Annotated in this window: 16 protein-coding genes; 5 read left to right on the forward strand and 11 right to left on the reverse strand. The window is 40.4% G+C overall.

All coding sequences use genetic code 11. From position 1 onward, the window contains the following. Positions 1–47: 47 nt before the first annotated feature. Positions 48–2,585, reverse strand: a complete 2,538-nt coding sequence (locus tag G7B18_RS12485) for a tetratricopeptide repeat protein (protein ID WP_164122807.1) — start codon at positions 2,583–2,585, stop codon at positions 48–50. 478 nt (positions 2,586–3,063) lie between these two features. Here G7B18_RS12485 and G7B18_RS12490 point away from each other — a divergent pair, with 478 nt between their 5' ends. The 5 genes from G7B18_RS12490 (at position 3,064) to G7B18_RS12510 (ending at position 6,924) form a co-directional block, all read left to right on the forward strand. Beyond that, positions 3,064–3,366, forward strand: a complete 303-nt coding sequence (locus tag G7B18_RS12490; protein WP_164122809.1) for a hypothetical protein — start codon at positions 3,064–3,066, stop codon at positions 3,364–3,366. A gap of 312 nt (positions 3,367–3,678) precedes the next feature. Continuing rightward, positions 3,679–4,593 (forward strand): CsgG/HfaB family protein, encoded by a 915-nt coding sequence (locus G7B18_RS12495; protein WP_164122811.1) that lies wholly within the window; start codon positions 3,679–3,681, stop codon positions 4,591–4,593. A gap of 32 nt (positions 4,594–4,625) precedes the next feature. Beyond that, positions 4,626–5,114: a hypothetical protein gene (locus tag G7B18_RS12500; protein WP_164112183.1), complete on the forward strand. Its 489-nt coding sequence runs from the start codon at positions 4,626–4,628 to the stop codon at positions 5,112–5,114. A gap of 1 nt (position 5,115) precedes the next feature. After that, a complete protein-coding gene (locus tag G7B18_RS12505; protein WP_164122813.1) occupies positions 5,116–6,015 on the forward strand; it encodes a DUF6175 family protein in 900 nt (299 codons plus the stop codon). A 6-nt stretch (positions 6,016–6,021) separates the two neighbouring features. Beyond that, a complete protein-coding gene (locus G7B18_RS12510; protein WP_164122816.1) occupies positions 6,022–6,924 on the forward strand; it encodes a hypothetical protein in 903 nt (300 codons plus the stop codon). Between the two features lie 187 nt (positions 6,925–7,111). Here the strand turns inward: G7B18_RS12510 and G7B18_RS12515 are convergent, their stop codons facing one another. The 10 genes from G7B18_RS12515 to G7B18_RS12560 all read right to left on the reverse strand — a co-directional run bounded on the left by G7B18_RS12515 (position 7,112) and on the right by G7B18_RS12560 (position 23,274). Next, entirely contained in the window at positions 7,112–8,692 is a 1,581-nt protein-coding gene (locus G7B18_RS12515) for an efflux RND transporter periplasmic adaptor subunit (RefSeq protein ID WP_164112180.1), read from the reverse strand. A gap of 25 nt (positions 8,693–8,717) precedes the next feature. After that, positions 8,718–10,175: a TolC family protein gene (locus G7B18_RS12520; RefSeq protein ID WP_164122818.1), complete on the reverse strand. Its 1,458-nt coding sequence runs from the start codon at positions 10,173–10,175 to the stop codon at positions 8,718–8,720. After that, entirely contained in the window at positions 10,162–14,016 is a 3,855-nt protein-coding gene (locus tag G7B18_RS12525; protein WP_164122821.1) for an efflux RND transporter permease subunit, read from the reverse strand. Before G7B18_RS12525 ends, G7B18_RS12520 begins: the two co-directional genes overlap by 14 nt. A 92-nt stretch (positions 14,017–14,108) precedes the next feature. Continuing rightward, positions 14,109–14,687, reverse strand: coding sequence for a DUF3347 domain-containing protein (locus G7B18_RS12530; RefSeq protein ID WP_240452853.1), 579 nt, complete (start codon positions 14,685–14,687; stop codon positions 14,109–14,111). A 271-nt stretch (positions 14,688–14,958) separates the two neighbouring features. Further along, the gene (locus tag G7B18_RS12535; RefSeq protein ID WP_240452854.1) at positions 14,959–15,513 is read right to left on the reverse strand and encodes a DUF3347 domain-containing protein; all 555 of its coding nucleotides are present in this window, start codon (positions 15,511–15,513) and stop codon (positions 14,959–14,961) included. Between the two features lie 825 nt (positions 15,514–16,338). Continuing rightward, positions 16,339–17,508 (reverse strand): redoxin domain-containing protein, encoded by a 1,170-nt coding sequence (locus tag G7B18_RS12540; RefSeq protein ID WP_164122823.1) that lies wholly within the window; start codon positions 17,506–17,508, stop codon positions 16,339–16,341. A 57-nt stretch (positions 17,509–17,565) separates the two neighbouring features. Further along, entirely contained in the window at positions 17,566–18,975 is a 1,410-nt protein-coding gene (locus G7B18_RS12545; protein WP_164122825.1) for a TlpA family protein disulfide reductase, read from the reverse strand. A gap of 52 nt (positions 18,976–19,027) precedes the next feature. Next, complete coding sequence (locus G7B18_RS12550; protein ID WP_164122827.1) at positions 19,028–20,401, reverse strand: TlpA family protein disulfide reductase; 1,374 nt, start codon at positions 20,399–20,401, stop codon at positions 19,028–19,030. Between the two features lie 13 nt (positions 20,402–20,414). Then, complete coding sequence (locus G7B18_RS12555; protein ID WP_164122829.1) at positions 20,415–21,830, reverse strand: BT_3987 domain-containing protein; 1,416 nt, start codon at positions 21,828–21,830, stop codon at positions 20,415–20,417. Position 21,831: 1 nt separating this feature from the next. Then, the gene (locus G7B18_RS12560; RefSeq protein ID WP_164122831.1) at positions 21,832–23,274 is read right to left on the reverse strand and encodes a RagB/SusD family nutrient uptake outer membrane protein; all 1,443 of its coding nucleotides are present in this window, start codon (positions 23,272–23,274) and stop codon (positions 21,832–21,834) included. Between the last annotated feature and the right edge of the window lie 2 nt (positions 23,275–23,276).

The following is a 23,276-nucleotide window of genomic DNA, read 5'->3' on the forward strand; positions in this document are numbered from 1 at the left end:
GACTGTCTGTACCGCACAAAAATTCATGTAGCTCCGCCCCTAGTCTCTTACTTTTTTTTCAATTGCTGTAAACGCTCTTTTGCTAAAGGAATGACATCATCATCTCCATCATAATTTTCAATGATACTCTCCAACGTACTCTTGGCCTGAAACGTATCTCCTTTGCGTGCATAGGTGTCGGCAAGCAGGATGAAACTCTTGGCCACCCAATAGTCATGTGAATCCATATTCTCGATCACATCAAAAGCCGACTTTTGGGCGCTGTTGTATTCCTTGTTCTCATACTGCAATAGCCCTATGCGATATCTCGCCTCTGCACTGACTGCTGCCTGGCTTTTTAGGGCGGCCAAGTTCAATTCCTTTAATGCAGATTCCTTATTTCCTTGCTGTAACATTGCCTTGGCGGTATATAGGTGTGCTGTCGCAATTTCTTCATCAGATGCCCGATCGTAACTTTGGATCAATTTTATGTACTTGTCCATCTGCTTTAAGTCACCGATCTCGAAATAGCAAATCATCAGATTGGTGACGGCGTAACCGTAGTTAGCTTTATAATCGGTATTGAGCTCGAGTTTTTTGAGGTGCACGATAGCTTCGTTGTATTCCTTTAGGCTCAGGTATAAGGCCGCGGCCGTCAGGAGTGTCTTCTCGGTATAAGGGCTTGTCCAGTCGTTCAGGATAATGTTCAGGTCTTTCAATGCCTCTCTAGGCCGACCAGTATGGTATAAGCTCACGCCTCTAATGTAGCGGGCATACTTTTCTTGTCTGGGTTTAGGGAATTTATCGAAATACGCATTGATCGCCTCTACGGCCGGGCCGTACTGCCCTCTTGAAAACAAGGTAAGACCTGCCTGAAACGCCAGATTGTCCAATTCTGCGGGACTCAGCTCGGTAATATTATTGCTCATGGCATACTGAATATAACTGGAAGCATCCCCTTGATCGAGATAGATGTTTTCAATGGATCGCATCGCTTGAGCTGCTTCTCTGCTGGTGCTATATTCCTGGATCACCTTCTGGAAAGTGGCCATCGCGGATTCGGAATCATCCTGATTGTATTGGACCAGTCCGATAGTCAGTAATGCTCTGGGCACGTAGCTGCTGCGCGGGTATTTTTCGATCATCTTTTTCAGTCCTTGGATAGCCCCTTCGTAATCGCCTGTCAGGAAATATACATAGGGAATCTCAAAGGCAACGTCGTCGGCGTAGTTTGAGGTCGGAAATTTTTCAACGACAGCCCGTAGGGTGTTGAGTTTGGCGGCATTGTCTCCCTGTAATCCCTGAATAATACCGTGCTGGAACAGGGCGTAATCCTGATTGGGAGCTTTACGGTGGATGAGCTGGTCATAATATCCTTTGGCCCGTTCATAATTTCGCATGGCCAAATAGGAGTCTCCTAATCGGGCGATGACATCATAATATATGTTTTTGTCCAGTGAACTTTCGGCCGTGGCTAAGAAGCGTTCAAAATACTGCGCCGCCGCACTGTATCTGTCGATTCGGAAGGCTGCATAGGCCAGGGCATAGTTTGCATAGTTGTATACATCGGTGTTTCGTGCAGCAGGAAGGCTCAGGAATCGGGAGAAATTGTCCACAGCCTCTTTGTACTTACGTACTTCGTACATGGCCTCTGCTTTCCAATAAGTGGCCAACGCGGCCATTTCCATATCGATAGGTAGTTTTTCGGCCCGCATTAACATGGATATACTGTTCTCAAAGGCGCGTTCGTTGTAAAACTCTAATCCCCGATAATAGGTTATTTTTTGATAGACGGCATCGGCTTTCTGCTTTCGAGGGCTGAATGATTCGAACAGATGTACAGCTGTCTCAAAATTACTGCCTCCAGACAGGATTTCGGCTGTCCGGGTTTCGGTATTCTGATTTTTTTCTGTTTGTGGATTGATATTTACGTATTTCAGCGCGAGGTATTCCTGAAGGGGTGTCAGGGCTGCCTGAACCGAATCCAAGTCTCCTAAGATCTTGGCGTAGTTATAAAGGGCATCTGCCTTCAGCTCCTGATCGAAATCCATTTTCGATGCTTTGGAAAAGGCAGCTCTCGCACTTTGCTTATCTCCTGTCTCTTGTGCAATTTTACCTAAAGCAATAATCGAACTCTGATAGAAAGCATCGGAAGGCTCTACTTTTTTCAGAATGGTGGTCGCTCTATCGTACTCGCCTGCGTGATAGGCCAATATACCAATCCTGTTATTATCGATATTGTCACGTAAGGCGTTGGGGTACCTGTCCTGCAAGGGACTATGAAAAGGCCTCTTAAAATCATTCATATCAAAATACATGCGGGCAACCGTTTGCCGCAATTCGGCCTCCAGGTCTTTCCGCTCTATCTTCATGTCAGGACTCCGACGGACCTTGACCGCATCGGCAAGTATCGGACGGTAATCACGTACGACCTCAATGGAATCTAAAACTGTTGATCGTGTAGCGGCCTTTTGCTCGCCAACCTGTCGCTTTTCGTCCTGCTTTTTTTCCTGGTCCTGCGCATAACCGGTAAGCAGCAGAACGGAGAAGATCCCACTAAGTATATGTTTTCGATAACTATAGTCTATGCTTTGTTTGAGTCTCATTGTTTTTCCTTTTTTATGAAAGTGTTTGTTGCCAAAAGCCATCAAGCACTTTCAAGATGTTATTCTTTACTGTTGGCTTTCAGGGGCTTTTCCGGTAACATCGGGATCGGCTCATGTTTGTTGATAATCTACCTGCCGACAGATCCTGAAAGTTTCTTTTCTCAGCTTTTAAAATCCTTTTCTGAGCCTGGTCATACTAATGATAGGGAAATTTTGCCAAGAATCAGAATTAATCCACTAACTTGTAAGTGTAAGATATAGTAAAATCCATGCCATAATCTAAGGTCATTGATAAAAATTGATCAATAATGGCGCAGAACGAATAGTACAATGGTCTACTACCGGAAAGATCCGCTTTGGCAGTATCCAAATACAGCGCGAAACGTTACATTTACTATTTTAAACACGGCTTTTGCTATTTTAAGGTTTTGATTTTGCTATTATTGTGACAAGTTTGATGTAAATTAAACTAGAGGCCATGAACAAAACCTTATTTGCATTTCTCAGTTTCCTATTAATATTGTCCGCAGTATACGCACAAAAGGGCACTAACATTAATCGCAGCTATCCTGGAGGAGGTAGATTGCTTATGTCGGTGGATAGCACCGCTAAAAATGTCTATTACGGCACCACTTTTTCCAATCTATATAACACCTCCGTTAGTTACAGACTTTTCTCGTTCAAACAGGAAATTTTCAGCCATACTGCCTGCGCAGGAAAGGAAGACAGGGGCTATTCGCAAAACCAGCGAATATTGACCTTCTCAAAAGAAATTTTGTAGCCAAAAAATGTACTTCAGGAGGGGCTAAAGCCTAAAGAATTGGATTTGAACCGGATTGCTTTGCGCATAGCCTAAAGAAATACCCGGCACTACCCCTTTACTACTCGATAAGACCGGCCTACTACCTATCACTGTCTTCGCAAACTACCTTTAAACTACCGCCAGACTACCCTAGATATCCTTGTGCAGCTGTTAAAAAAGCTAAAACTTTGCGGCGCCAAATAGTAGTAGATGGCAACGACGAATTGCTGTACAATGAAGTTAATTCATCGCTACAATAAAATACATTAATAAAAAAAACGACACCCAACTATGTTTAAACAGTCTCTATGCTTTTTGTCACTTATGTGGGCAGGTATCCAATTGCAGGCACAAGAAAAAATCAATGTAGCATTCATCCCTATAACTTATGATGAAACAAGTGTTTCGCCCGCTCATTCGAAGATTATTCAAGAGGGAATTGTAAACTCCTTTGTTTCTACCAAAAGATTTACCGTGGTAGACCGTAGTAATCTGGAGGCGCTCGAAAAAGAGAAAAAACTACAGCGTACGGAAGCTTTTATGGATAGCAAAGAGACGTTCAAAGATGGCGTGAGCAAAGGTGCAAGCTATCTGGTGGAAGGAAATATTCTGTCGGTTAAAAATTACGGAAAGAAAGATAAATGGAAAAGTGATGTAAACCTGCAACTTAAAGTTATTGATGTCTCAACTGGAGAAATTGTAAATACAGAGAGCATCAACAGTACGCTTGAGGAAGACGACAAAAATACGCAACGCTCACCTAGCACCTTAAAGGCACGAAAGATCCTTGCCAAGAAACTGTCGGAAACCCAGGAGACGACAGATGCTGCCCTGGCGCAGGCCATAGCGGGTCTGCATGAAAATGTAAAGGATTTTGTCGGTTCCAATTTTCCGTTGCGACTTCAATTTGTGGAATGGCTGGACAGTAAAGGAAATAAATTGACCGCTGATAAAGGAGCTTATAAGTTTTTTTTAGTTACGGGAGGTAGCGACATCGGTATTCAAGAAGAACAATTGTTGGACTTGGTCACCTTTAGCAGCGTCTCGGTTGGTGACAAAACTATCGCTAGGCAACAGAAAATCGGGACTGCGATAATTACGAAGGTGGATGGTGCCAATTTTTCTACAGCTAGATTGCTAAGTGGTGAAAAGGAAATAAAGAATGCTGTTCAAAAGGGTGAAAATTTTGCTGTCGTCTGTAAATAATAGTTAGTTAAAGCTTTTTAAAAAAAATAGATATGAAAAAAAACAAACTAATCGTTTTAATGGCCATCGGCCTGCTTTGTGCCACTGGTTGTTCCAAAAAATTATACACCAATCCGTACGCTGACTCGGCAGTGCTGAAACACGATACCCAGGGCCTGGTTACCTTGAGAGGTGTAAGTGATGATTTTCCAAATAACAAGAAAAATGAAGGGCAACAGGTAGCGCTTAAAAATGCACATAAGAAAGCCTTGCAGCAACTTTTCTACATGGGTTTTCCGGGTACCGACTTCAAGAATGGTATAATTCGTAAGGGTATATCGGTAGAGACGCAGCATAAAGCGTTTTTTGATAAATTCTGGGCTGGTGGCTATCAGCAATTTGTTACTCAATCCAATGCGAAATTCTACGGCTGTGCAGATAATAAAAAATGTGTATCTGCAGTTTCTGAGTTTACAGTAAATTACAATGCACTTCGCACAGAATTGGAAAAGAATAAGGTATTGAACAAAATAGGCTTTTAACATGAAGAAGGTTATCCTTGGCTGTCTTCTTTCTTTGCTATCCGTCTTTTCCTTTCAAGGGGTAAAGGCGCAGCTGGCAGCAACACAGAGCAGCGAGCGAGCGCGTGCAGCAGCCAAAATCATGGTGGTCCCTTACAGTAAACAGGGCGAGAATATACAAACTGTCTTGGATGATAATCCCGCTGTGCGTACGGCGGTGATTAAAGTCAAAGAGGCTTTTGACCAGCGCGGATGGTCTACGGTAGATTTTGTCGCCAATCTCCGTGCAGCACAGGCCAATTCTGCGTTTACGGCTGATCGACAGTCGAACTTTAAAACAGAGCTGTTAACTGGTTCGGGATCTGATTTTTATGTTCAGGTAGATGTGCAGAACAATACGGACGACAATGGAACGAATATCACATTGAATCTTACTGCTTTCGAAACCCATACGGGAGCGAGTTTTTCCAACCAGACTGCGTCAAGTGGACGATTTGCAACCAGCGACGTGGAAAAGCTTATAAGCAAAGCTTTTGAAAAGATTCAAGAAGAGTTCTTAAATAACCTGATGGTCAAGACCGATGAAATTCGGGATATCGGAAGAGCATTGGTCATACATTTCAATTTGGATGAAAACTGTTCTTTGGATTTCGATGCTGAAGTCGGAGATGGTAGTTTTTTAAACGAGGTAATTGAAGAGTGGATTGCTGAAAATGCCTTTCAAGGAAGAGCTAATCTTGCAGGCATCATCGAAAATAAAATGATATTTGACGAAGTACGCATCCCTTTGTTCGATCAGGAGACGGATAAACCGTATAACCCGAATAGATTTGCTAACGAAATTATTCGCTTCTTGAAGACTAAAAACATTACGGCGACTCGTAATATTAAGGGACAGAATTTATTTGTAACGATTAAATAGTATTAGATGTTTAAGACTTTGTATGCCCTGTTGGGGAGTCTATTGCTTTTTTCGGCTTCTGTAGCAGCTCAAGAGATAAAAATCAATGCTATTGCTTATCAGGTGTTGGTACCAAAAGGTAATGCCGATTTTCAATCCAAACACTATCAGGCGCTTGCGGATCGCATCAAGCTTCATTTAAAGAATACAGTTAGCTTTTCCAATCAATCCTCGTTTTGTATCGTACCGGAGATACACCTACTCAGCGATATGACTGCTGGGGAGGTGCAAGATACAAAAGTATTGAAATTGGAGTTTGTCTTTAGTCTCCAAAACCCCGATCTAAACGTAACTTTTCATACTTTTAGCAAGAAGGTTATAGTGACTGCGGACGATACGGATCTGGCTGTACAAAAGGCGATAAAGGAAATAAGACCTAATGATAAAAACTTGGTTGCCTTCTTGCAGAATGGAGAACAGTTGATCAAAAAGTTTTATAACGACAATTGTCCCAAGATTATGCAGGCGGCCCAAGTGAAGATCGATCGCAAAGAGTATAATGCTGCATTTTCGCTTTTGCGTTATGTGCCTGAACAATTGGACTGCTCAAAGGAAATCGAAAATACCATTACAGGGATATATCAGCATTATAAGGATGAATACTGTAGCAAACAGCTTCATATAGCACAAATAAAGGCTTCCCAAGAAGAGTATGGCAGTGCGCTAGCTATTCTGCAATATATTGATCCTAGAGCTGCCTGTAAGGATGAGGCTTCTGCCTTGTTGCAACAAATAGCAGACAAGGTAAACCAGGAGACTATCCGAAAGTTTGAGATGGATAAAACTATTTTCGAAAAAAACTCCGAAATGGAGAAGATGAAAATTCTGGTACAGCATATGGATGAAGTAGCGTTACATCTTCATCATTAATACGCTCTTGAATAGCCCGCTACATTTTGATAGATGGCATTGACAAATATACTGTTTCATAATGAGTGTATAAATTATAGAAATGTGAAGTTCAACTGGACTTCACATTTTTTTTGTTTAACTTGACTTTATAATAATCTGGGGGCGCCCACCAAGATTAATGCTTTAAGTATCCTATCGATTACCGCTATCTTTTGTAAAGACAACAACTCGGTAACTTGTCATATACTGCTTTGGGAGCCTTGTCCAACGCTGTATCATGTCCGACATTGGCAATAGCTTTGCTAATGTCTTTTTTTGAAGTTAGTTTGGAATCGAATTCCAGATGGATAACTTTTGCTTTCACATCCCAGTTTGCAGAAACCACTCCCTTTATACTTTTCGCTGCTTTCTCGATACGACTTTGACACATTTCACAATTTCCTGATACTTTCAACTTATCATGCTTTATATGGACATTGGTTTGTACGTCGTTATGTTCATCTCCGGCGGCCGATGATACAGCATCGTTATTCATCATACTGCTTTTACCTTCCAACTGTGCACTTGCATCCACAGTGAAAGCCCCATTGGTCACGATTTCTTCGCCAATTCTAAGGCCTGACATAACCACATACTGGTCGCCCAATGAGGGACCCAGCACAATCTCCCGAAGTTTAAAAGCAGGTGTGGAGGTAGTGGGCTGTTTTACGTAAACTATAGAGCGCTTACCTGTCCATAAAACGGCCGACTTGGGGATAACCATTTCTTTGTTGTAACCTTTTAAAGGAGCAGTGATTCCTGCTGTCGCATACATTTCAGGTTTGAGATTGCGATCGTGGTTATCGGCTTCAACCCTTATTTTTGCCGTTCTTGAATTGGCATCAATAATAGGGTTAATAAAAGTAATCCTTCCTTTATAAACCTTTCCAGGCAAACTCTGTAATGTATATTCCAGTTGATCTCCCACTTTTAGAAATGGCAAATCTGTTTCATATGCATCAAAAACAGCCCATAATTTGGAAAGGTTTGAAATGGTATAGAGCACGCTTCCTTGGGTAATATAATCACCGGTGTTGACATTTTTCGACATAACAATACCGCTTGTATTTGCATATATATTTACGTAAGGTGAAACGCTGTTGGAAACAAGTATAGTGTTTATCTGATCCTCTGACACTTTCCATAGGCGCAACTTTTCTTTTGCCGCATCAAGCAATAAGGGTTGGAGGTCTTGTAACTTTGCTGCTTCCAACAGTTCCTGTTGTGCTGTCAGCAGGTCTGGGGAATAAATCCTGGCAATCAATTGGCCTTCGCTCACAGACTCGCCGGTAAAGGTTACGTAAAGATTTTCAATACGGCCATTGACATGCGAAGTTTGGGATTGTTGTAAACGTTCGTCCACCTGAATAGTTCCATATAACCGTACCTCTTTAACAACGCCTTGATGGCCGACAATCGAAGTCTGGATGTTTGCCAGGGCTACGGCTTCTTGTGACATTTGAATGGCATCATCGTCTATCACATCATCGCCGCCCCCTGCTGATTTTAGGGGAATCAGATCCATTGCGCATATCGGGCATTTTCCGGGTTTATCCATTCGGATCTGTGGGTGCATGGAGCAAGTCCATATAGTAGCTTGCTCTGCGGACACTTCCTTTTCAGGATCCTGATTGTGATCATGGGACGAATCTCTTCCAAATATCACCCAGCCTAGGAGTACTCCAGTCAAGAGTATAAGTCCATAAACTGCGGCCTTTTTTCTAAAAATATTTTTCAGTTTATTCATTGCTAAGAATTTTAAAATAATTTCATTATTTAGGGTCTGCTAATAATTTTTTTATTGACACGACCATGGTATTATAGTCGGCAAGAGATTCGGCTTTCTTAAGCTGATAATCCAATAGCTGCCGCTGTACCTGAATAACGTTAGTCAAGTCACTTTTTCCTGTGACAAACTCTTTTACGATCAGATTATATGTCGTTTGGGCGAGTGTCGTTTGTTTTTCGTACAGGGTCATCACGCGTTCCGCATCATCGAGTTGGCTTTTGAAGGTATAAAAATCGCTTATCAGGGTGTTGAACGTGTTTTTAAAATTCTCCTCGCTCGATTTCCGCCACATTCTGCTTTCGTTTTGCTGGGCATTATACTTTTTACGGAAGATAGGCAGGCTCACTGAAACCATAGGCATAATCATATCCTTACCGTTCATCCCGTCCATTGTGAGTGAATTGTTCGTTTTTCCTACAACCATGTATTGTGCACCGATACCGATCATCGGGTAGCTCATTTTTCGATCCATCTCCGCTTTTGCTTTATACGCTAATCCTTGTTCGGTAATCATTTCAAGCATAGGGTTGTTTGTCTCCATAGCTCTCAACGCTTCTTCCTCGCTGTATAAAAAAGTCAGCTTATGGATTTCCTGGCCTAACATTACTTTTTCAGCTGGTTCCCGATTCAGAAAGGCATTGAATTTTGCTTTTTCGGCATTGATCTGAGCGTATAAGCTTTCAATGTTATTTTCAATTTCAGCGATTTCCATTTGAACACGAAGCACTTCTGACATACCCGATCCAGCGCCACTTTGCATTGTCCCCATGCCATCGCCAGAAGGCATACTCTTATTACTAGCAGGAGCCGGACTGCTTCCCATATTATTCATCCCTCCCATAGTCGATGAAGCGCTTTGCTGGGTTGTCGCGGGTGGTGTAATACTGCTTACGACGGGTGCTCCGCTTGTTGGTGAGTTGTTTGGGGATGCAGAGAATTTCCGTAATGCCAATTGTTCTAATTGTTTTAGAAACACTATGTTTTCCTGATTATTACGGAGTTGCTCGTTTAACTTTTGCATCGTATACCACTGTGTACTCACCTGAAGAATTAGGGTATTTACTGCTTCCCGATACTGCTGTTCCTGCATATTGGCCATATGTGCAGCCTCTGTACGCGCAGCTTTTCTCGCGCCAAACCATGGGAACATTTGCATCACGCTTACATTTCCAATAGAACGCCCTCCTATGATTTCCATAGGCATCGTATAGGCTTCAAGAGACAATTCCGGATCTTGATATGCTCCGGCTTGTGGAATTTTTTCCAGGTAAGCCTCATATGCATATCTTTGTGATTTTACTCCTGGATTGTTGTCGATTGCGACTTGTATATAATAAGACAGCGAATCAATTGTCTGATTTTGGTCCGCAGCATGTGAAAACATGCTCGCGCATGTCAATACAGCCACGGTTATATAACGTTTTATCTTATTCGTCTTCATTCGCTATTATTTTACTATTTTTTCTATTTTCTTTTTTTATTGCCGATTCTCTCCACCAACATTGGAATACCGGAACGACAAACATGGTCATAGACTGGATGAGCATACCGCCAAAAGTGGGGATAGCCATCGGAACCATGATCTCCGCACCTTTACCGGTAGAGGTCAGAACAGGGAGTAACGCGATGAGGGCTGTAGCTGTGGTCATCGCTGCTGGTCTGACACGCTTTAAACCTGCGTAAATGACGGCTTCTCGTATTTCATCTTTGTTTTTTGGACTTCGGGCTTCAAATGTGTCGTGTATGTACGTTCCCATCAATACACCATCGCTGGTAGCCAGTCCAAACAGGGCGATAAATCCTACCCAAACAGCAATACTGAGGTTGATGCTGTGCATCTGAAACAAGTCTCTCATATTTGTACCTGCGACGGAAAAATCCATAAACCAGGTCTGCCCGTATAGCCATAACAAGATGAAACCTCCTGCCAATGCCACAAAGACACCCGAGAAGTGAATCAACGAGGCCGTGACTGTTCGGAACTGAAAGTAGAGAATGATTAAAATGGCTAATAAACTCAAGGGTATAATAAGCATCAATCTCTTTGCCGCCCGTTCTTGCTGTTCATAATTTCCTGCAAACTTATAGGTCACCCCATTGGGTAAATCAAGTTCTCCAGACGCTATTTTTTCCTTTAGAATTTGATCTGCTTCGTGTACTACGTCGACTTCTGCTATGCCGGTTTTTTTATCAAAAATTACATAGCCCAACAAAAATGTATTTTCACTTTGAATCATCTGTGCTCCCTTGGCATATTCGATGTCTACGACATCTCCCAATGGGATCTGAGCTCCTGTAGCTGTAGGAACGATTATTTTTCGCAGCGCATCTGGATCGTCCCGTAATTCACGAGGATATCGTAACCGTACAGGGAATCGTTCCCGGCCTTCGACCGTTGTCGTTAACGTCATGCCGCCCACTGCCGCACTGATCACTTCCTGAAGCTCAGCAACAGTAATGCCGTACCTGGCCATTTTGTCCCGGTTTAGATGCATTTCAATATAAGGCGCACCAACAGCCCGATCGTAGAAAACGGTCGATGGCATAACGGATGGGATACCTTTTAAAGCCGCTTCAAGTGCCTTACCTCCTGCTTCAATAGACTCGAGATCGGGACCCGAAACTTTCAATCCCATGGGGGCTCTCATTCCGGTAGAAAGCATCACCATCCTTGCTTCAATAGGTTGGAGCTTTGGAGCTGAGGTCAGACCCGGCATATGCGACACATTAACAATCTCTTGCCATATGTCGTCAGCTTTTTTTATTTTAGGACGCCACCTGCGGAAAAATTCACCTTCTTTATCTACGATCAGACTATCTCGGGGTATAGCTCGAAATCCATCAGAAACAGCATAAGTCCGGCCACCTTTCAATACAAACTGCCCAGATCTATTGACTTTAAATCTTTCACGGCGACCATCTTCGTCCAGATAAAATTCCGGAATATAATTGATCGTGTTTTCAAACATCTGCGTCGGAGCAGGATCCAATGCTGAATTTACACGTCCCCATTTCCCCACGATAAGCTCGACTTCCGGTATATTTTGGATGCGCTTGTCCAAGGTTTTGATAAGCTGTAAATTTTGCTCAATTCCTGTATGCGGCATACTGGTGGGCATCAAAAGGAAAGAGCCTTCATGGAGACTGGGCATAAACTCTTCTCCCATGCCTGGAAATGTTTCTGTCGATTTTTGCCAAAAAGCGGTCTGGCGAAATGATTTCCAACCTATCTTTTCTAGGCCGTTTGCCACGGTACCTAAGCTTCTCTCCATGCCAATCCAAGCCAATAATCCTATTAACAGGGTGATCATCGGTATAGCCATGAATTTCCATCTATTTGAAAGTGCCCATCGGAGGATTCTTTCATAATAAATCACCAATACCCACAACATGGAAAGGATAGATCCAATGGCCAGCAGCACGAACACAAAGTTGAGTATAGTGCCTGCCTGGGTTCCTAATGGCAGCCACTCGACTGTTAGGTAATATATCGCAACGAAAAGTGTGATACCGACATTGATGTAATTGACGACTTTTGCCCCTTTCCATCGGTGTACAAAAAGGTTGTTAACACCGATCAGCGTTAAGGCGAATGTGACAAAAAAACCGGTGTAGATCCAAAGAGCGACGCCTGCAATTATCAGCACATAGTTGGCTATTCTTCGGAATCTATTCCCGTTGAGCCGGACCGAAAAAATATAATAGGCCAATGTGGGTAGCGCGATAATTCCCAGCACAAAGGCTGATACGAGGGCAAATGTCTTGGTATAAGCTAAAGGAATGAACAGCTTTCCCTCCTGTGCTTCCATCATAAAGACTGGAAGAAAACTTATGATGGTCGTAAGCATAGCTGTTGACAAAGCTCCGGAAACTTCTGAAACGGCTAGAGAAATCAAATTTGCAAATGCTTTCCCGCGACTCCTCTGCCCTCCCCTTTCTTTTTCTTCGTCCATATGACGAAGGATACTTTCTATAAAGACAATCCCGACATCGACCATGACCCCAATGGCAATGGCGATACCGGAAAGGGCCACGATATTCGCTTCGACTCCCATTTGCTTCATGATGATAAAGGTTGCCAGTACTCCGATAGGCAGAATGCTGGAGATGAGTATGGAAGCACGAAGATTAATCACCAGCACAATGACCACGATAATAGAAATCAGGACTTCGTGAGCAAGGGCACTTTCCAGCGTCCCGATGGTTTCCTGAATTAGACCCGACCGGTCGTAAAATGGAACAACAGTTACTTTGGAGATGGTTCCGTCCGCTAATGTTTTTTGAGGAAAGCCTGCTTCCATTTCTTTAATTTTTGCCTTGACGTTGTTGATGACCTCCATGGGGTTTGTGCCATGCCGAGCCACTACCACACCGCCAACTGCTTCAACGCCTTCCTTATCTAGGCCTCCACGCCGGGTAGATGGCCCTAAATTGACAAAGGCGATATCTTTTATTTTCACCGGAATATTGTTCCGGACTGTTACAACCGCATTTTCTAGATCCTCGACGCTTTTCAAATAGCCAAGGCCTCGCACTAAATATTCCGCTTTATTTATTTCGATAGTCTCTGCACCAATATCGAGATTACTGTTTTGAATAGCCGACATGATATCCATAACGGATACGTTGTAGGCGCGCATCGCGTCAGGATTAATATCGACCTGATATTCTTTCACAAATCCGCCAACAGAAGCTACTTCGGATACCCCTTCTGATGCTGCCAAATTATATTTTGCGTAAAAATCCTGAATCGTACGCAGTTCATCCGGTCCCCAACCTCCGGCGGGTTCTCCCGTTTCGGGGTTGCGCCCTTCCAGAGTGTACCAAAAGACCTGCCCCAAAGCCGTGGCATCGGGTCCTAATGTAGGCGTTACACCGGATGGAAGTGTGCCAGCAGGCAATGAGTTCAATTTTTCCAGTATACGGGAACGGCTCCAATAAAACTCGACATCCTCCTCAAAAATAACATAGAGAAAGGACATTCCGAACATCGAACTGCTCCGGATAGTTTTTACGCCGGGGATTCCTAGTAAAGAGGTAGTAAGGGGATAGGTAATTTGATCTTGGATATCTTTGGGGGATCTCCCCATCCATTCTGTTGCGACGATTTGCTGGTTCTCTCCAATGTTTGGAATAGCATCGACGGGTACCGGATCGCTTGGCAATGCATTTTGATGCCAATTAAATGGTGCTGTTATCATCCCCCAGGTAAGGACAATGAGAAGTAATAACAGTGTTATTAACCTGTTCTCCAGAAAATATTTGATGACTTTATTAAGCATAACATATACATAGTTTACATTTAAATATCAGACACAAGCCAACAGAAGCCGACCTGTACCTGATAATGGAATTCTAAGCGTTAATCCATCTTTTACTTTAGTTCTTCTTGGACCTCTCCACAGGAAAGCATCTCTTCACCGTAATACGGATTTTTAATTTCTTTACTGTCGCTCAACCAAAATGCTCCTTTGTTATTATCGTACATCGAGCAGAAAACTTTGTACATAGGCTTTTCGGTACCGAATTCTTTGGCAATATCGTAAAAGCGCTTACTTAATGTGACCAAATGTGCTCTTTGATGGGCTATATCGCCTTTGTTATCTGCTATGTGTTCGGATTGCTCCTGGATATCAGCAGCTATATGATCAAAGCTGGTCTTTTGTTCTGTGGTAAAGCCTTCGGTTTTAATTTTGGAAAGTGCCTCAAGCATACCTTTGGCGGCATTTGTCGCTTCCTCATCATTGTCGGAAGACAGTGCGAAGGTCAGGTGCCGGTAATGGGAAAACAATTCTGAGAAATTTCCTTGACCGTTTACAGCATTGTTTTCTTTGGATGCAGTTGCTTCTTGGGAGACATTAACGTCGTCTTCAGCTTTCTTTTCAGAAGTAGCGTTGCATGCTCCTAGCGTGAATACGAATAAGGCAATGAAGCCTAAAAATAAATTTTTCATTGTCATGGTTCTTGTTTTAATGATTAGAATTGATTTATGTAATTTGCATATGTGTTTATTGTTATCAAAATATGATGCTCCGCTGTGACTGCCTTTATTACTATTATAGCAGTCGATTCATCTATTTGCTTCTTGGAAAAGGGATCTGTTGCAATGCGTGTAGATGTATCTTTTGGAATACTTTTTTGCACATTTGTACGCATAATCGAGCTTTCTAAAGCAGATGTATTATCCGGGCAAACCTTATCCAGAAATACCTCATAACGGCAGACTAGTTTAATTTTTCTATAGTTCTGCCGCAGCTAAGCATTTTTGAACCGTAATACGGATTTTTGATAGCCGGACTTTTACTCAACCAAGTTCCACCTTTGCCATTATTATACATCGAGCATTGCTGGTAGTAAATTGTCGCTTCTAGATTTGATACTTTTGCTAATTCATAGATATTCTTAGAAAGCGAATTTAATGCTGTACGTTGCTTCACAAGCTCTTTTGATTTTACAATGCTTTCAGTATTTAAAGAAAGTTCTTTCCTTACCTTCATCCATACGGTATGTTCCTCGGCGGAAAGCTTGCCCATATCCAATGCTTTAATAGCTGCAGCCAACGCTGTAGCATTTGAAGATGCTTTCTTGGTATCGGCGCTTACCAATGCATCTTTAATTGAAAAATACTTATCAAATATGGCCTGTAATTGTGTTAAATTTTGTGAAGTAACGGCGGGCATTTGCCCTTTGTGATGTTGTTCGTTTTGGTTTTGAGCAAAACTCTTTGTTACGGATAGTAATACAACGATTACCATCAGAATTTTTGATAGTGATTTCATTTGGAAATTTTTTAAGTATTAATAATGAGAAATAATGAAAAACCAACTCTGGTTTTTCAAACAGAAATGTATTGCGGATAGGTACTAAATCAACAGATTTTGCACACCTATGGCTATACAGGCTTAAATTAACCTATTTTAGGCGGCTGCCAAATGGAAGATCCTTGTGAAGTATAAGCGTGTTGCTGGTATAGGGAATAAGATTTTTTACTTTCAAAAATTAGATTATTTTGAACGTATTTGGAAACCGGGAGTGTTGCAGAAAAACTATTAAGAGAACTGTGGCAGGACGCAGAGCCACATTTTCCAGAACATTCATTGCTTGTGCGATCGTTCGACTTGCAACAGTCTTTCTCTCGTTCATCTTCTGAATCATGCTGCTTATTGACGCTACAGCATAAACTCTCGGAAGTGACAATTTCTTTGGAATGAAATTTACAGGTACAGGATTGAGTTGGGATTAGAAAAAAGTCCAACAAGCATATAATCAACAATATGTTTATCCTTTTTAACATGCACAAATCAAAAGACCTCATTTCAAATATAATTATATTTTTTAAATAATTTCCATTTTTTTTTAAAATATCGGACTAGTTTTGGAGAAAGCATTTGCTAATTTCGAATAATTTGCCTTGCTATGAAAACATGTGTCCTGAATTAAATCTATTTAAGCCCTAACATTCACTGTCTACCCCAAAATGGCCATTTGGCTTGCAGGATAAATACTTTTAAATATGAATTAACAGCAAAGGGTAATATTTAGTCCCGAAGCACTAAACATTACCCTTTTGTACTGTTTTATTTAATATCATCCAACTGATGGATTTAGCTTTTTGCTAGCTCGATCATAGTGGATAGCTCTGCAACTACTTTATCTATACTTGCGCCTCCACCTACTGATTTGAACCTAACATTTCCTTTTTTATCGATAATGAACTTTGTCGGGATACCGGTAATCCCGAATGCGCTTGCTGCGGTGTTTTTGCGCGTACTTGTATTTTTTAGATCCATAAACAACTCGAAGTTGTAATTATTATCGTCTAGATATTTCTTTGCTGCAGTGGTTGCATTTGCTGCCCTCTCGAAAGTGTGAATGAATAAAAACCTCACATCCTTGTCGTCTTTAAATTTGTTAACGGCAGCCTGCATAGCTGGAAAAGAACCTTTACAAGGTCCACACCAAGTGGCCCAGAAATCAAGCACCAGAACTTTTCCCTTTAAGTCCTCTTTTGTCACTTTTCTTCCCTTAAGGTCAGTGATGAAGAAATCTGGAGCTGCATTATTCATCATAGTGCTTGCAAAATGTTGTTTCAAACTATCCGTAAATTTTTTATTCAAACCTCTTAGATACGCGTTAAAATCTTTATTACCGAGCGCATGATATGATTTTTCTAAAAGATTGTTAACTTCATCGGATGATAATCCAGCTGCAACAGCACTGGAAAGAAGTGGTAATGCTTTTTCGTATTTCCCACATTTGGCTAATAGTTCGCCATAAATTCTATTGTATGCTACATGCGGTTTCACCTGTGCTTTATAGACCTCGCCTGCAAGCTGAACAGCTTCTTCGCATTGCCCCAACTCTTGAAGGGCTTTTGCTAATTCACCTTTTAGTGTTAAGATGGATGGATCAGCAAATCTCTTCATTGCGGCAGGGGCCTTTTCCATCACTTTAATTTCGTCTCTCAAATAGGAAACCCGAAAACTAGCTTCTTGCTTGTTTACCAAACCCAACACCATGTCAACCAGTGAATAACGCAGCTTATCTGTGTCATCAATTTGATTTTGGTATTTAATAGCATCGGTCAGATTGTTGTCCTTAATGCTTTTCAAAAATAATCTTAAGGAGGAAGTATCTCTTTGTACTTCTGCATGACCGATTGAACTCTCATTGACCTTAACTTTGTTTTGAGATTTTGAGTCGTAAGAATTTGCACGCGCTAGTTGGCAGCTTAAAAATATCGATACTACAAGGTGAAAATAAATCAATTTCATAATCTTAATATTGTTTTATATACAAAAATTTGTTTAAATGTATTCAGTTAATCAAAATCAATTAGATCCGGATAAGAGTCTGTCTAACTGTATTCGTAACATACTATTTGAGGGTCGATCGGCATTTGCCGTGATAATTTTACCTTCTTTATCAAACAACAAGAAACGAGGTATACCCGTAATATCGTAGTTCTTCACTATTCCTGAACTAAAATCTTTATCGGCCATCAACTGGACTCCTCCCAATTGTTGACTTTTTACAAAATCTTTCCACTTTTGCTGATCCTTCATTTTATCGACAGAAATACTCATAAACACAATATCTTTATCTTTATAATCATGTTCTAATTCTTGTAAATGTGGAATTTCCTTCTTACATGGCCCACACCAGGTCGCCCAAACATCGATATATAAGAATTTGCCTTTAAAATCAGAAAAGGAAACCGTTTTACCGTTTATATCTGGATAACTAAATTCAAATCCCGGTTGTCCCTTATCCTTATGCATCTGCTTTTCGTATTCCAAAATATACGTCTTACTTTCATCAGAAGTTAAATATGAATATAAGGGTTGTATCACTACTTTATATTGTTCAGGCTTAAGCTTCAATTCCTTCAAAACCGCTAAACTATAAACTTCCTTCAGTTTTATGTCAGAAATTTGCTTTGTATCGTTTGCTATTATATCAACATTATTAACCGTAGCCCCATCTCTCCCTCTATAATAAGAGAAATAACTCGTCATCCAACTTACCCCATTATCCAGCTTAAGAATATTAGGCTCATTAAATTTAATTTCCTCAGCCTTTAATTGACTGTATAATGTGGGTCTATCAAATTTGTCCGGATGGGCAGTGCGAGGTAACCTGAAGAAAAAGTAGGCTTCATTTTCAAAATCAGCCTGAACAGCTAAACGCAACAAATCATTAAATGTATTGTCTTTTGTATTGATTGACTTCTTAAATTGGTCGACCATTTTTATTCCCTGATTCTCCAAAAAAGGAAAAAAATCAACGTATGTCTTTCTGGCATCTAAACGGTTATATGCGCGAAACTTATTGTTTATTTCATTGGCTTGGTGTACTAAAGTATTGTGGCCAAGATTTTTGCCCCCTAAAGTATAGTCATTTTCATTAATCGTTAAATCAAGCGATATTTCCGGCTCCAAATATAATCTGATATTCTGCCCTCTTAGCCGATTGTTAAACTGTCCGTAGTCTATAAAGTAAAATCCAGATTCGGCTATAGGGACATTAAAACCAAATTCTCTATTTTTATTAAGCACGGTTGTTGAATGTTCCTTTAATGATCCGTTATAAACCTGATAGAGCGTGATCTTATCAATTTTAAAATCGAAATCGGATACTTTGCCTTGAATCATTGCCATTTGAGGATCGTGTCCAGCCTGTGTAGTTTTTAACAAAAACAATATGCTAAACACTATTGTTACTATTCGTAAAGCTTTCATAATTATTTATTTTCCGTTAGACGGTTTTTAAACAGTTTTCTTTCTAATTTTGTTATCGTAACAATTCATTTTCCAATATTTGCTTTAAGCTGGGGTCAGATGGACGTGGCGCATCATCCAAAATGATACGGCCCTCCTTGTCAAAAAGTATAAAGCGTGGAATGCCTGTAATATTATAATCTCTTTTTATTTTTGAATTCGGTCCTGCAAATAGATGGATACCTCCCATTTCTTCCTCTCTAACCATCTTTTTCCATTTTTCTATGTCCTGCTGACTGTCGGTCGAAATACTGATAAAAACGATATCCTTGCCATGCATTGCCTTCTCCAGTTCCTTAAGATGAGGAATTTGCTGACGGCAAGGACCGCACCAGGTTGCCCATACATCAACATAAACGACTTTGCCTTTTTGTTGATATAGTGACACCATATCACCATCTATATTGGGAAATTCAAAATCTGCCGCCTGAATACGGGATTTGTTCTCTGGAAATTTTTTCTTTAGGCGTTCTACTTGTTCCTTTTGATCTTTGGTCGCAAAATATTGCCCGTAAGAATCTAACATCGTTTTTAATTGATCATAGAGCTGTATTTTTGGCGTAAAGACTCCTAACAGATATTCACCTTTCTGACGGTTAGTGCTAAGGAGAGCAATTTTACTTTCAACATCCTGACTATGATTTGTAGCAAAATTAAGATATAATCTCAAAAACTGCTTTCCGTAAGGTAGGTCAAATACCGAGTCGTCCGGAAATTTATTTTCAATTATCATTGCCTTGTAAAGAGCCGGATAATCTTCCTTTTTAGGATGCTTGTTCCGTGGCGTTGACAAATACTGCAGTGCGTAAAACTCCATATCAAATGCTGTTAACTTGTTCAGTAACTCATCAAACTTTGGATTGCCTGTCTTTATACCTTTTCTAAAATTCACTGCTTTTTTTGCTGTCTCATCAAGATCTGGAAAGAAGTCTTCATAATTAGTAATGCCATCTACTGTATATGAATACATAAAATGTACGGATTTTCTCTTCAGCGATTGCGTCAAATCCATCCAACTGCCTAGCTTCTTATTTTCAGCGGTATTATCGCCGATAAACCGCGCGTGTACGCCCTCTATAATCAATTCTGCTTTATCACCAGGTTTTATATAAACCGGAAATTGACCGTCTTGACTTTTAGGAGAGCCTACCATATAAAGCCCTTCATATCCTGGCTCATAAGAAAACTCAAATCGTCCTCCTTCTTTGAGTTTTGCACTAGTTAATACTCTAGGTTCGCCATTTTCGATTTTCATTAAAGACACACTCCCTTTTATACTTGCACCTTCAGGATCAACTATACCTTTTATGATGCTAGTCTGAGCGATGGCATGACTAGCTAAAAATGTCACTATAGTGACTACAAATAACTTTTTTATTGTTTTCATCTTTAAGTATTATTTATTGAATAGCATTTATTTCGGCAAGACCGGCAAAAGGTGCAGCTTGAGAAGTCCTGAAAATAAACTTGAAATACCGAGCTGTGACTGGCGTAATAAATTTGTACACTTCAATGTTAGGTGATTCTACACCCGAGCCTGCCTGTGTAGCACTGCCATAATATACTCCCTCAAGATGCCAACTAACACCGTCGTCACTGGAAAAAACTTCTGTTTGCAAAGGGTTTAATTTTAAAGATGATACATCCGCAGGTGTAACCTTAAATCCTTTTATAGAAGTTTCCTTCGCTATATCTAAAGAGAACCAGCCATCCCCTTTTACGGCATATGTTACCCAATGCGTAGTATTTTTACCATCAATTATGTTTTCGATTGCTCCATTTATATTAGAAGAGCCACGCTTCACCAGCCAATTACTACGATCGATCACATTCCCTTCTAGTTCATGACTGCTACCTACTTCGATATTGTTAAGTTTCAAAAAGACATAGGAGATAGACTCTGATTCAATAGCCAATACTTCTTTTGGTTCTGATGAACTGACCCGTACAGGGAGAAGATAGGAGCGGTCTGTGGAAAAAAACGAATTGTCTGGAAATTGTACTTTAATTCCTGTGGTATTTAGGAGCTGATAGGGATTAATTGTTGCTGCACCTAAAATTTTGTATGAACCGATTGGAAATGGTAAGTAATCTGTATCATGTTCTTGGTTATATCGTGTTACTAAATCGACATTCTGCCCTTGGTCAACAAAAACACTAACGGGTAACCCGTACCGTTGATTTAATAAAACACGGTAGGGAATATCTGCATTTTTATAACCAGGAGTAAAAACTGCCTGTACATCCTTAATCGAAGGAGCCCCCTCAATAGAAAGTTTTAGATTTGTTGCATCGACATTATATCGAACAAACATCAACTCACTTTTTAATTTTGCCCCCGGCGTTTTAACCTTCATCTGAATAGGTATGACAAACTTAAACTTCCCTTCGGATAATTTAGAAATATTATTCAGACGTAACTTAATTTTATCTGATGAGGCCAATTCACCGGCTTTAATAATAATTTCCGATTCCTCTATCTCAAATAGATCTCCAGCCAATTCAGGAGAATTCAAGTTATAAATTTGATCAAAAGTCTTAATCCAATTAGCGTCAGGAACAATCTTTGCTTCAACAGCAACATCTTGAGATAACGAATCTTCTAACATAACCTGAAACTGAGCACGCTTATTACTAGCTTGAATATTCCCCATATTAACAACTACGTAATCAGTACCATTAACAGGAACAGATTCGTAACCTGCTAAATTCTTAGTCACATAAGCCAATAATTCATTATCAACTTGATCCTTTTCACAGCTGTATATACCTATCAAGAAATATATAACAATAATATTTGACAAGAATCTTTTCATTTTAACGTTCATTTTGAATAATTAATTCATTATTAGCAATTACAACAGGTGAAAACGGCATGAGGTATCTTGGAGATTTGGGCGGCAATGTGCCAATAACTTCAGTTTTTGCATCATTATACCTCTCTACATTTGTTACATAAACTCCCTCTCTATTTAATCGCTTCAAATCAAAAAGACGTAAACCACCTTTACCATATAACTCTCGTCTACGTTCCTCCAATATACGGGCCAGTACATCCCCTTCAACAATTTCCGCTACATAATCAGTTACTTTAAACCGATAGGAGCGCAACATATTTAATGCGTCAATTGCTTCCTGATTTTTGCCCGACCTAGCAAGACACTCTGCTTTAATCAACATCATCTCAGGAACTCCCAAACTATAGTTAAAAGGCATAGATGAAAGTCCTCCGACAGTATATGAAGTTAAGAGAGGTTTTGTTGAGTTAGGCAAATAGATAAAGTTGTAAGCTAAGCGCAAATCTTTAGGCTGCTTATTAAAGAGCTCAACTAAACTATGGCTAGGTTCTAAAATGGCTTTATATTTATAATAAAATCCAGTTTCATATCCTACCTTAGCTAAATAAATTTCAGGATTTCCTTTCTGATCAACTATCGAAATTAACTTACCATTAACACCCATAAAAGGCAAACTTGGATTTTTATAAGACATCTTTCGATAGTCAAGCAATGTACTTTTAAAGGAAAGAGCGGCTTCTGCATATTTCAATGCATCGTCATACTTTGTTAACATCAAATTTACCCTTGCCAATAATGCATTTGCCGCAGCCTTACCTGGATGAAGTACATCACTTCCGAATGGGGGTAATTTATCTTCATTAATAACATCTTGCAAGTCCTGTAAGATAAAATCATAAACCTCTTTAACAGTAGCACGTGGAGGGGCATCATTTGTACTAGGTTTCAATACTAGCGGAACTGCTAAATCTGAGTTAGCTGTCGTTGACTGATAGTCCCATCCATAAATACCAACTAATTGCGTATAATAGAATGCCCGATGCAGTTTTGCCTGAGCTCGAACTATAGACTTTCTTTCAGCATTGCCCCCAGGTGCCAGATCAATATTATCCAAGATTATATTTAACTGTAATATAGCTTTATAAGTATCGTTGTACATTACATCTTCTTCAGAATTGCCAAATACATTATCATTCCACAAGTAGGTATTTATATAGGCTGAGCCTGTCCCGCTACTCTCCAAAATTTGATCCTTTACATGGAAGTCATCCGAGATTAAATCAGCTACCAGATATGTCTGTTCTGAGAAGAAAACATTGTTCAATATTTCTTCAAAGTCCTCTACTGTCCTAGGCTCTATCTTACCATTGTTGCTAGGTCGAACATCTAAAAATGAATTGCAGCTGCCGAATGTTAATAATAGTGATATGCAATAAATCGCATTTTTTAATTTTGTTCTCATAA

This window comes from Sphingobacterium sp. xlx-130, assembly GCF_011007405.1.
In the GTDB taxonomy this organism is placed as follows: Bacteria; Bacteroidota; Bacteroidia; order Sphingobacteriales; family Sphingobacteriaceae; genus Sphingobacterium; species Sphingobacterium luzhongxinii.

Excerpts from the sequence above, each read along its gene's own strand:
- G7B18_RS12485 (WP_164122807.1), bottom strand. The coding sequence starts at position 2,585 with ATGAGACTCAAACAAAGCATAGACTATAGTTATCGAAAACATATACTT.
- G7B18_RS12490 (WP_164122809.1), top strand. The coding sequence starts at position 3,064 with ATGAACAAAACCTTATTTGCATTTCTCAGTTTCCTATTAATATTGTCC.
- G7B18_RS12495 (WP_164122811.1), top strand. The coding sequence starts at position 3,679 with ATGTTTAAACAGTCTCTATGCTTTTTGTCACTTATGTGGGCAGGTATC.
- G7B18_RS12500 (WP_164112183.1), top strand. The coding sequence starts at position 4,626 with ATGAAAAAAAACAAACTAATCGTTTTAATGGCCATCGGCCTGCTTTGT.
- G7B18_RS12505 (WP_164122813.1), top strand. The coding sequence starts at position 5,116 with ATGAAGAAGGTTATCCTTGGCTGTCTTCTTTCTTTGCTATCCGTCTTT.
- G7B18_RS12510 (WP_164122816.1), top strand. The coding sequence starts at position 6,022 with ATGTTTAAGACTTTGTATGCCCTGTTGGGGAGTCTATTGCTTTTTTCG.
- G7B18_RS12515 (WP_164112180.1), bottom strand. The coding sequence starts at position 8,692 with ATGAATAAACTGAAAAATATTTTTAGAAAAAAGGCCGCAGTTTATGGA.
- G7B18_RS12520 (WP_164122818.1), bottom strand. The coding sequence starts at position 10,175 with ATGAAGACGAATAAGATAAAACGTTATATAACCGTGGCTGTATTGACA.
- G7B18_RS12525 (WP_164122821.1), bottom strand. The coding sequence starts at position 14,016 with ATGCTTAATAAAGTCATCAAATATTTTCTGGAGAACAGGTTAATAACA.
- G7B18_RS12530 (WP_240452853.1), bottom strand. The coding sequence starts at position 14,687 with ATGAAAAATTTATTTTTAGGCTTCATTGCCTTATTCGTATTCACGCTA.
- G7B18_RS12535 (WP_240452854.1), bottom strand. The coding sequence starts at position 15,513 with ATGAAATCACTATCAAAAATTCTGATGGTAATCGTTGTATTACTATCC.
- G7B18_RS12540 (WP_164122823.1), bottom strand. The coding sequence starts at position 17,508 with ATGAAATTGATTTATTTTCACCTTGTAGTATCGATATTTTTAAGCTGC.
- G7B18_RS12545 (WP_164122825.1), bottom strand. The coding sequence starts at position 18,975 with ATGAAAGCTTTACGAATAGTAACAATAGTGTTTAGCATATTGTTTTTG.
- G7B18_RS12550 (WP_164122827.1), bottom strand. The coding sequence starts at position 20,401 with ATGAAAACAATAAAAAAGTTATTTGTAGTCACTATAGTGACATTTTTA.
- G7B18_RS12555 (WP_164122829.1), bottom strand. The coding sequence starts at position 21,830 with ATGAAAAGATTCTTGTCAAATATTATTGTTATATATTTCTTGATAGGT.
- G7B18_RS12560 (WP_164122831.1), bottom strand. The coding sequence starts at position 23,274 with ATGAGAACAAAATTAAAAAATGCGATTTATTGCATATCACTATTATTA.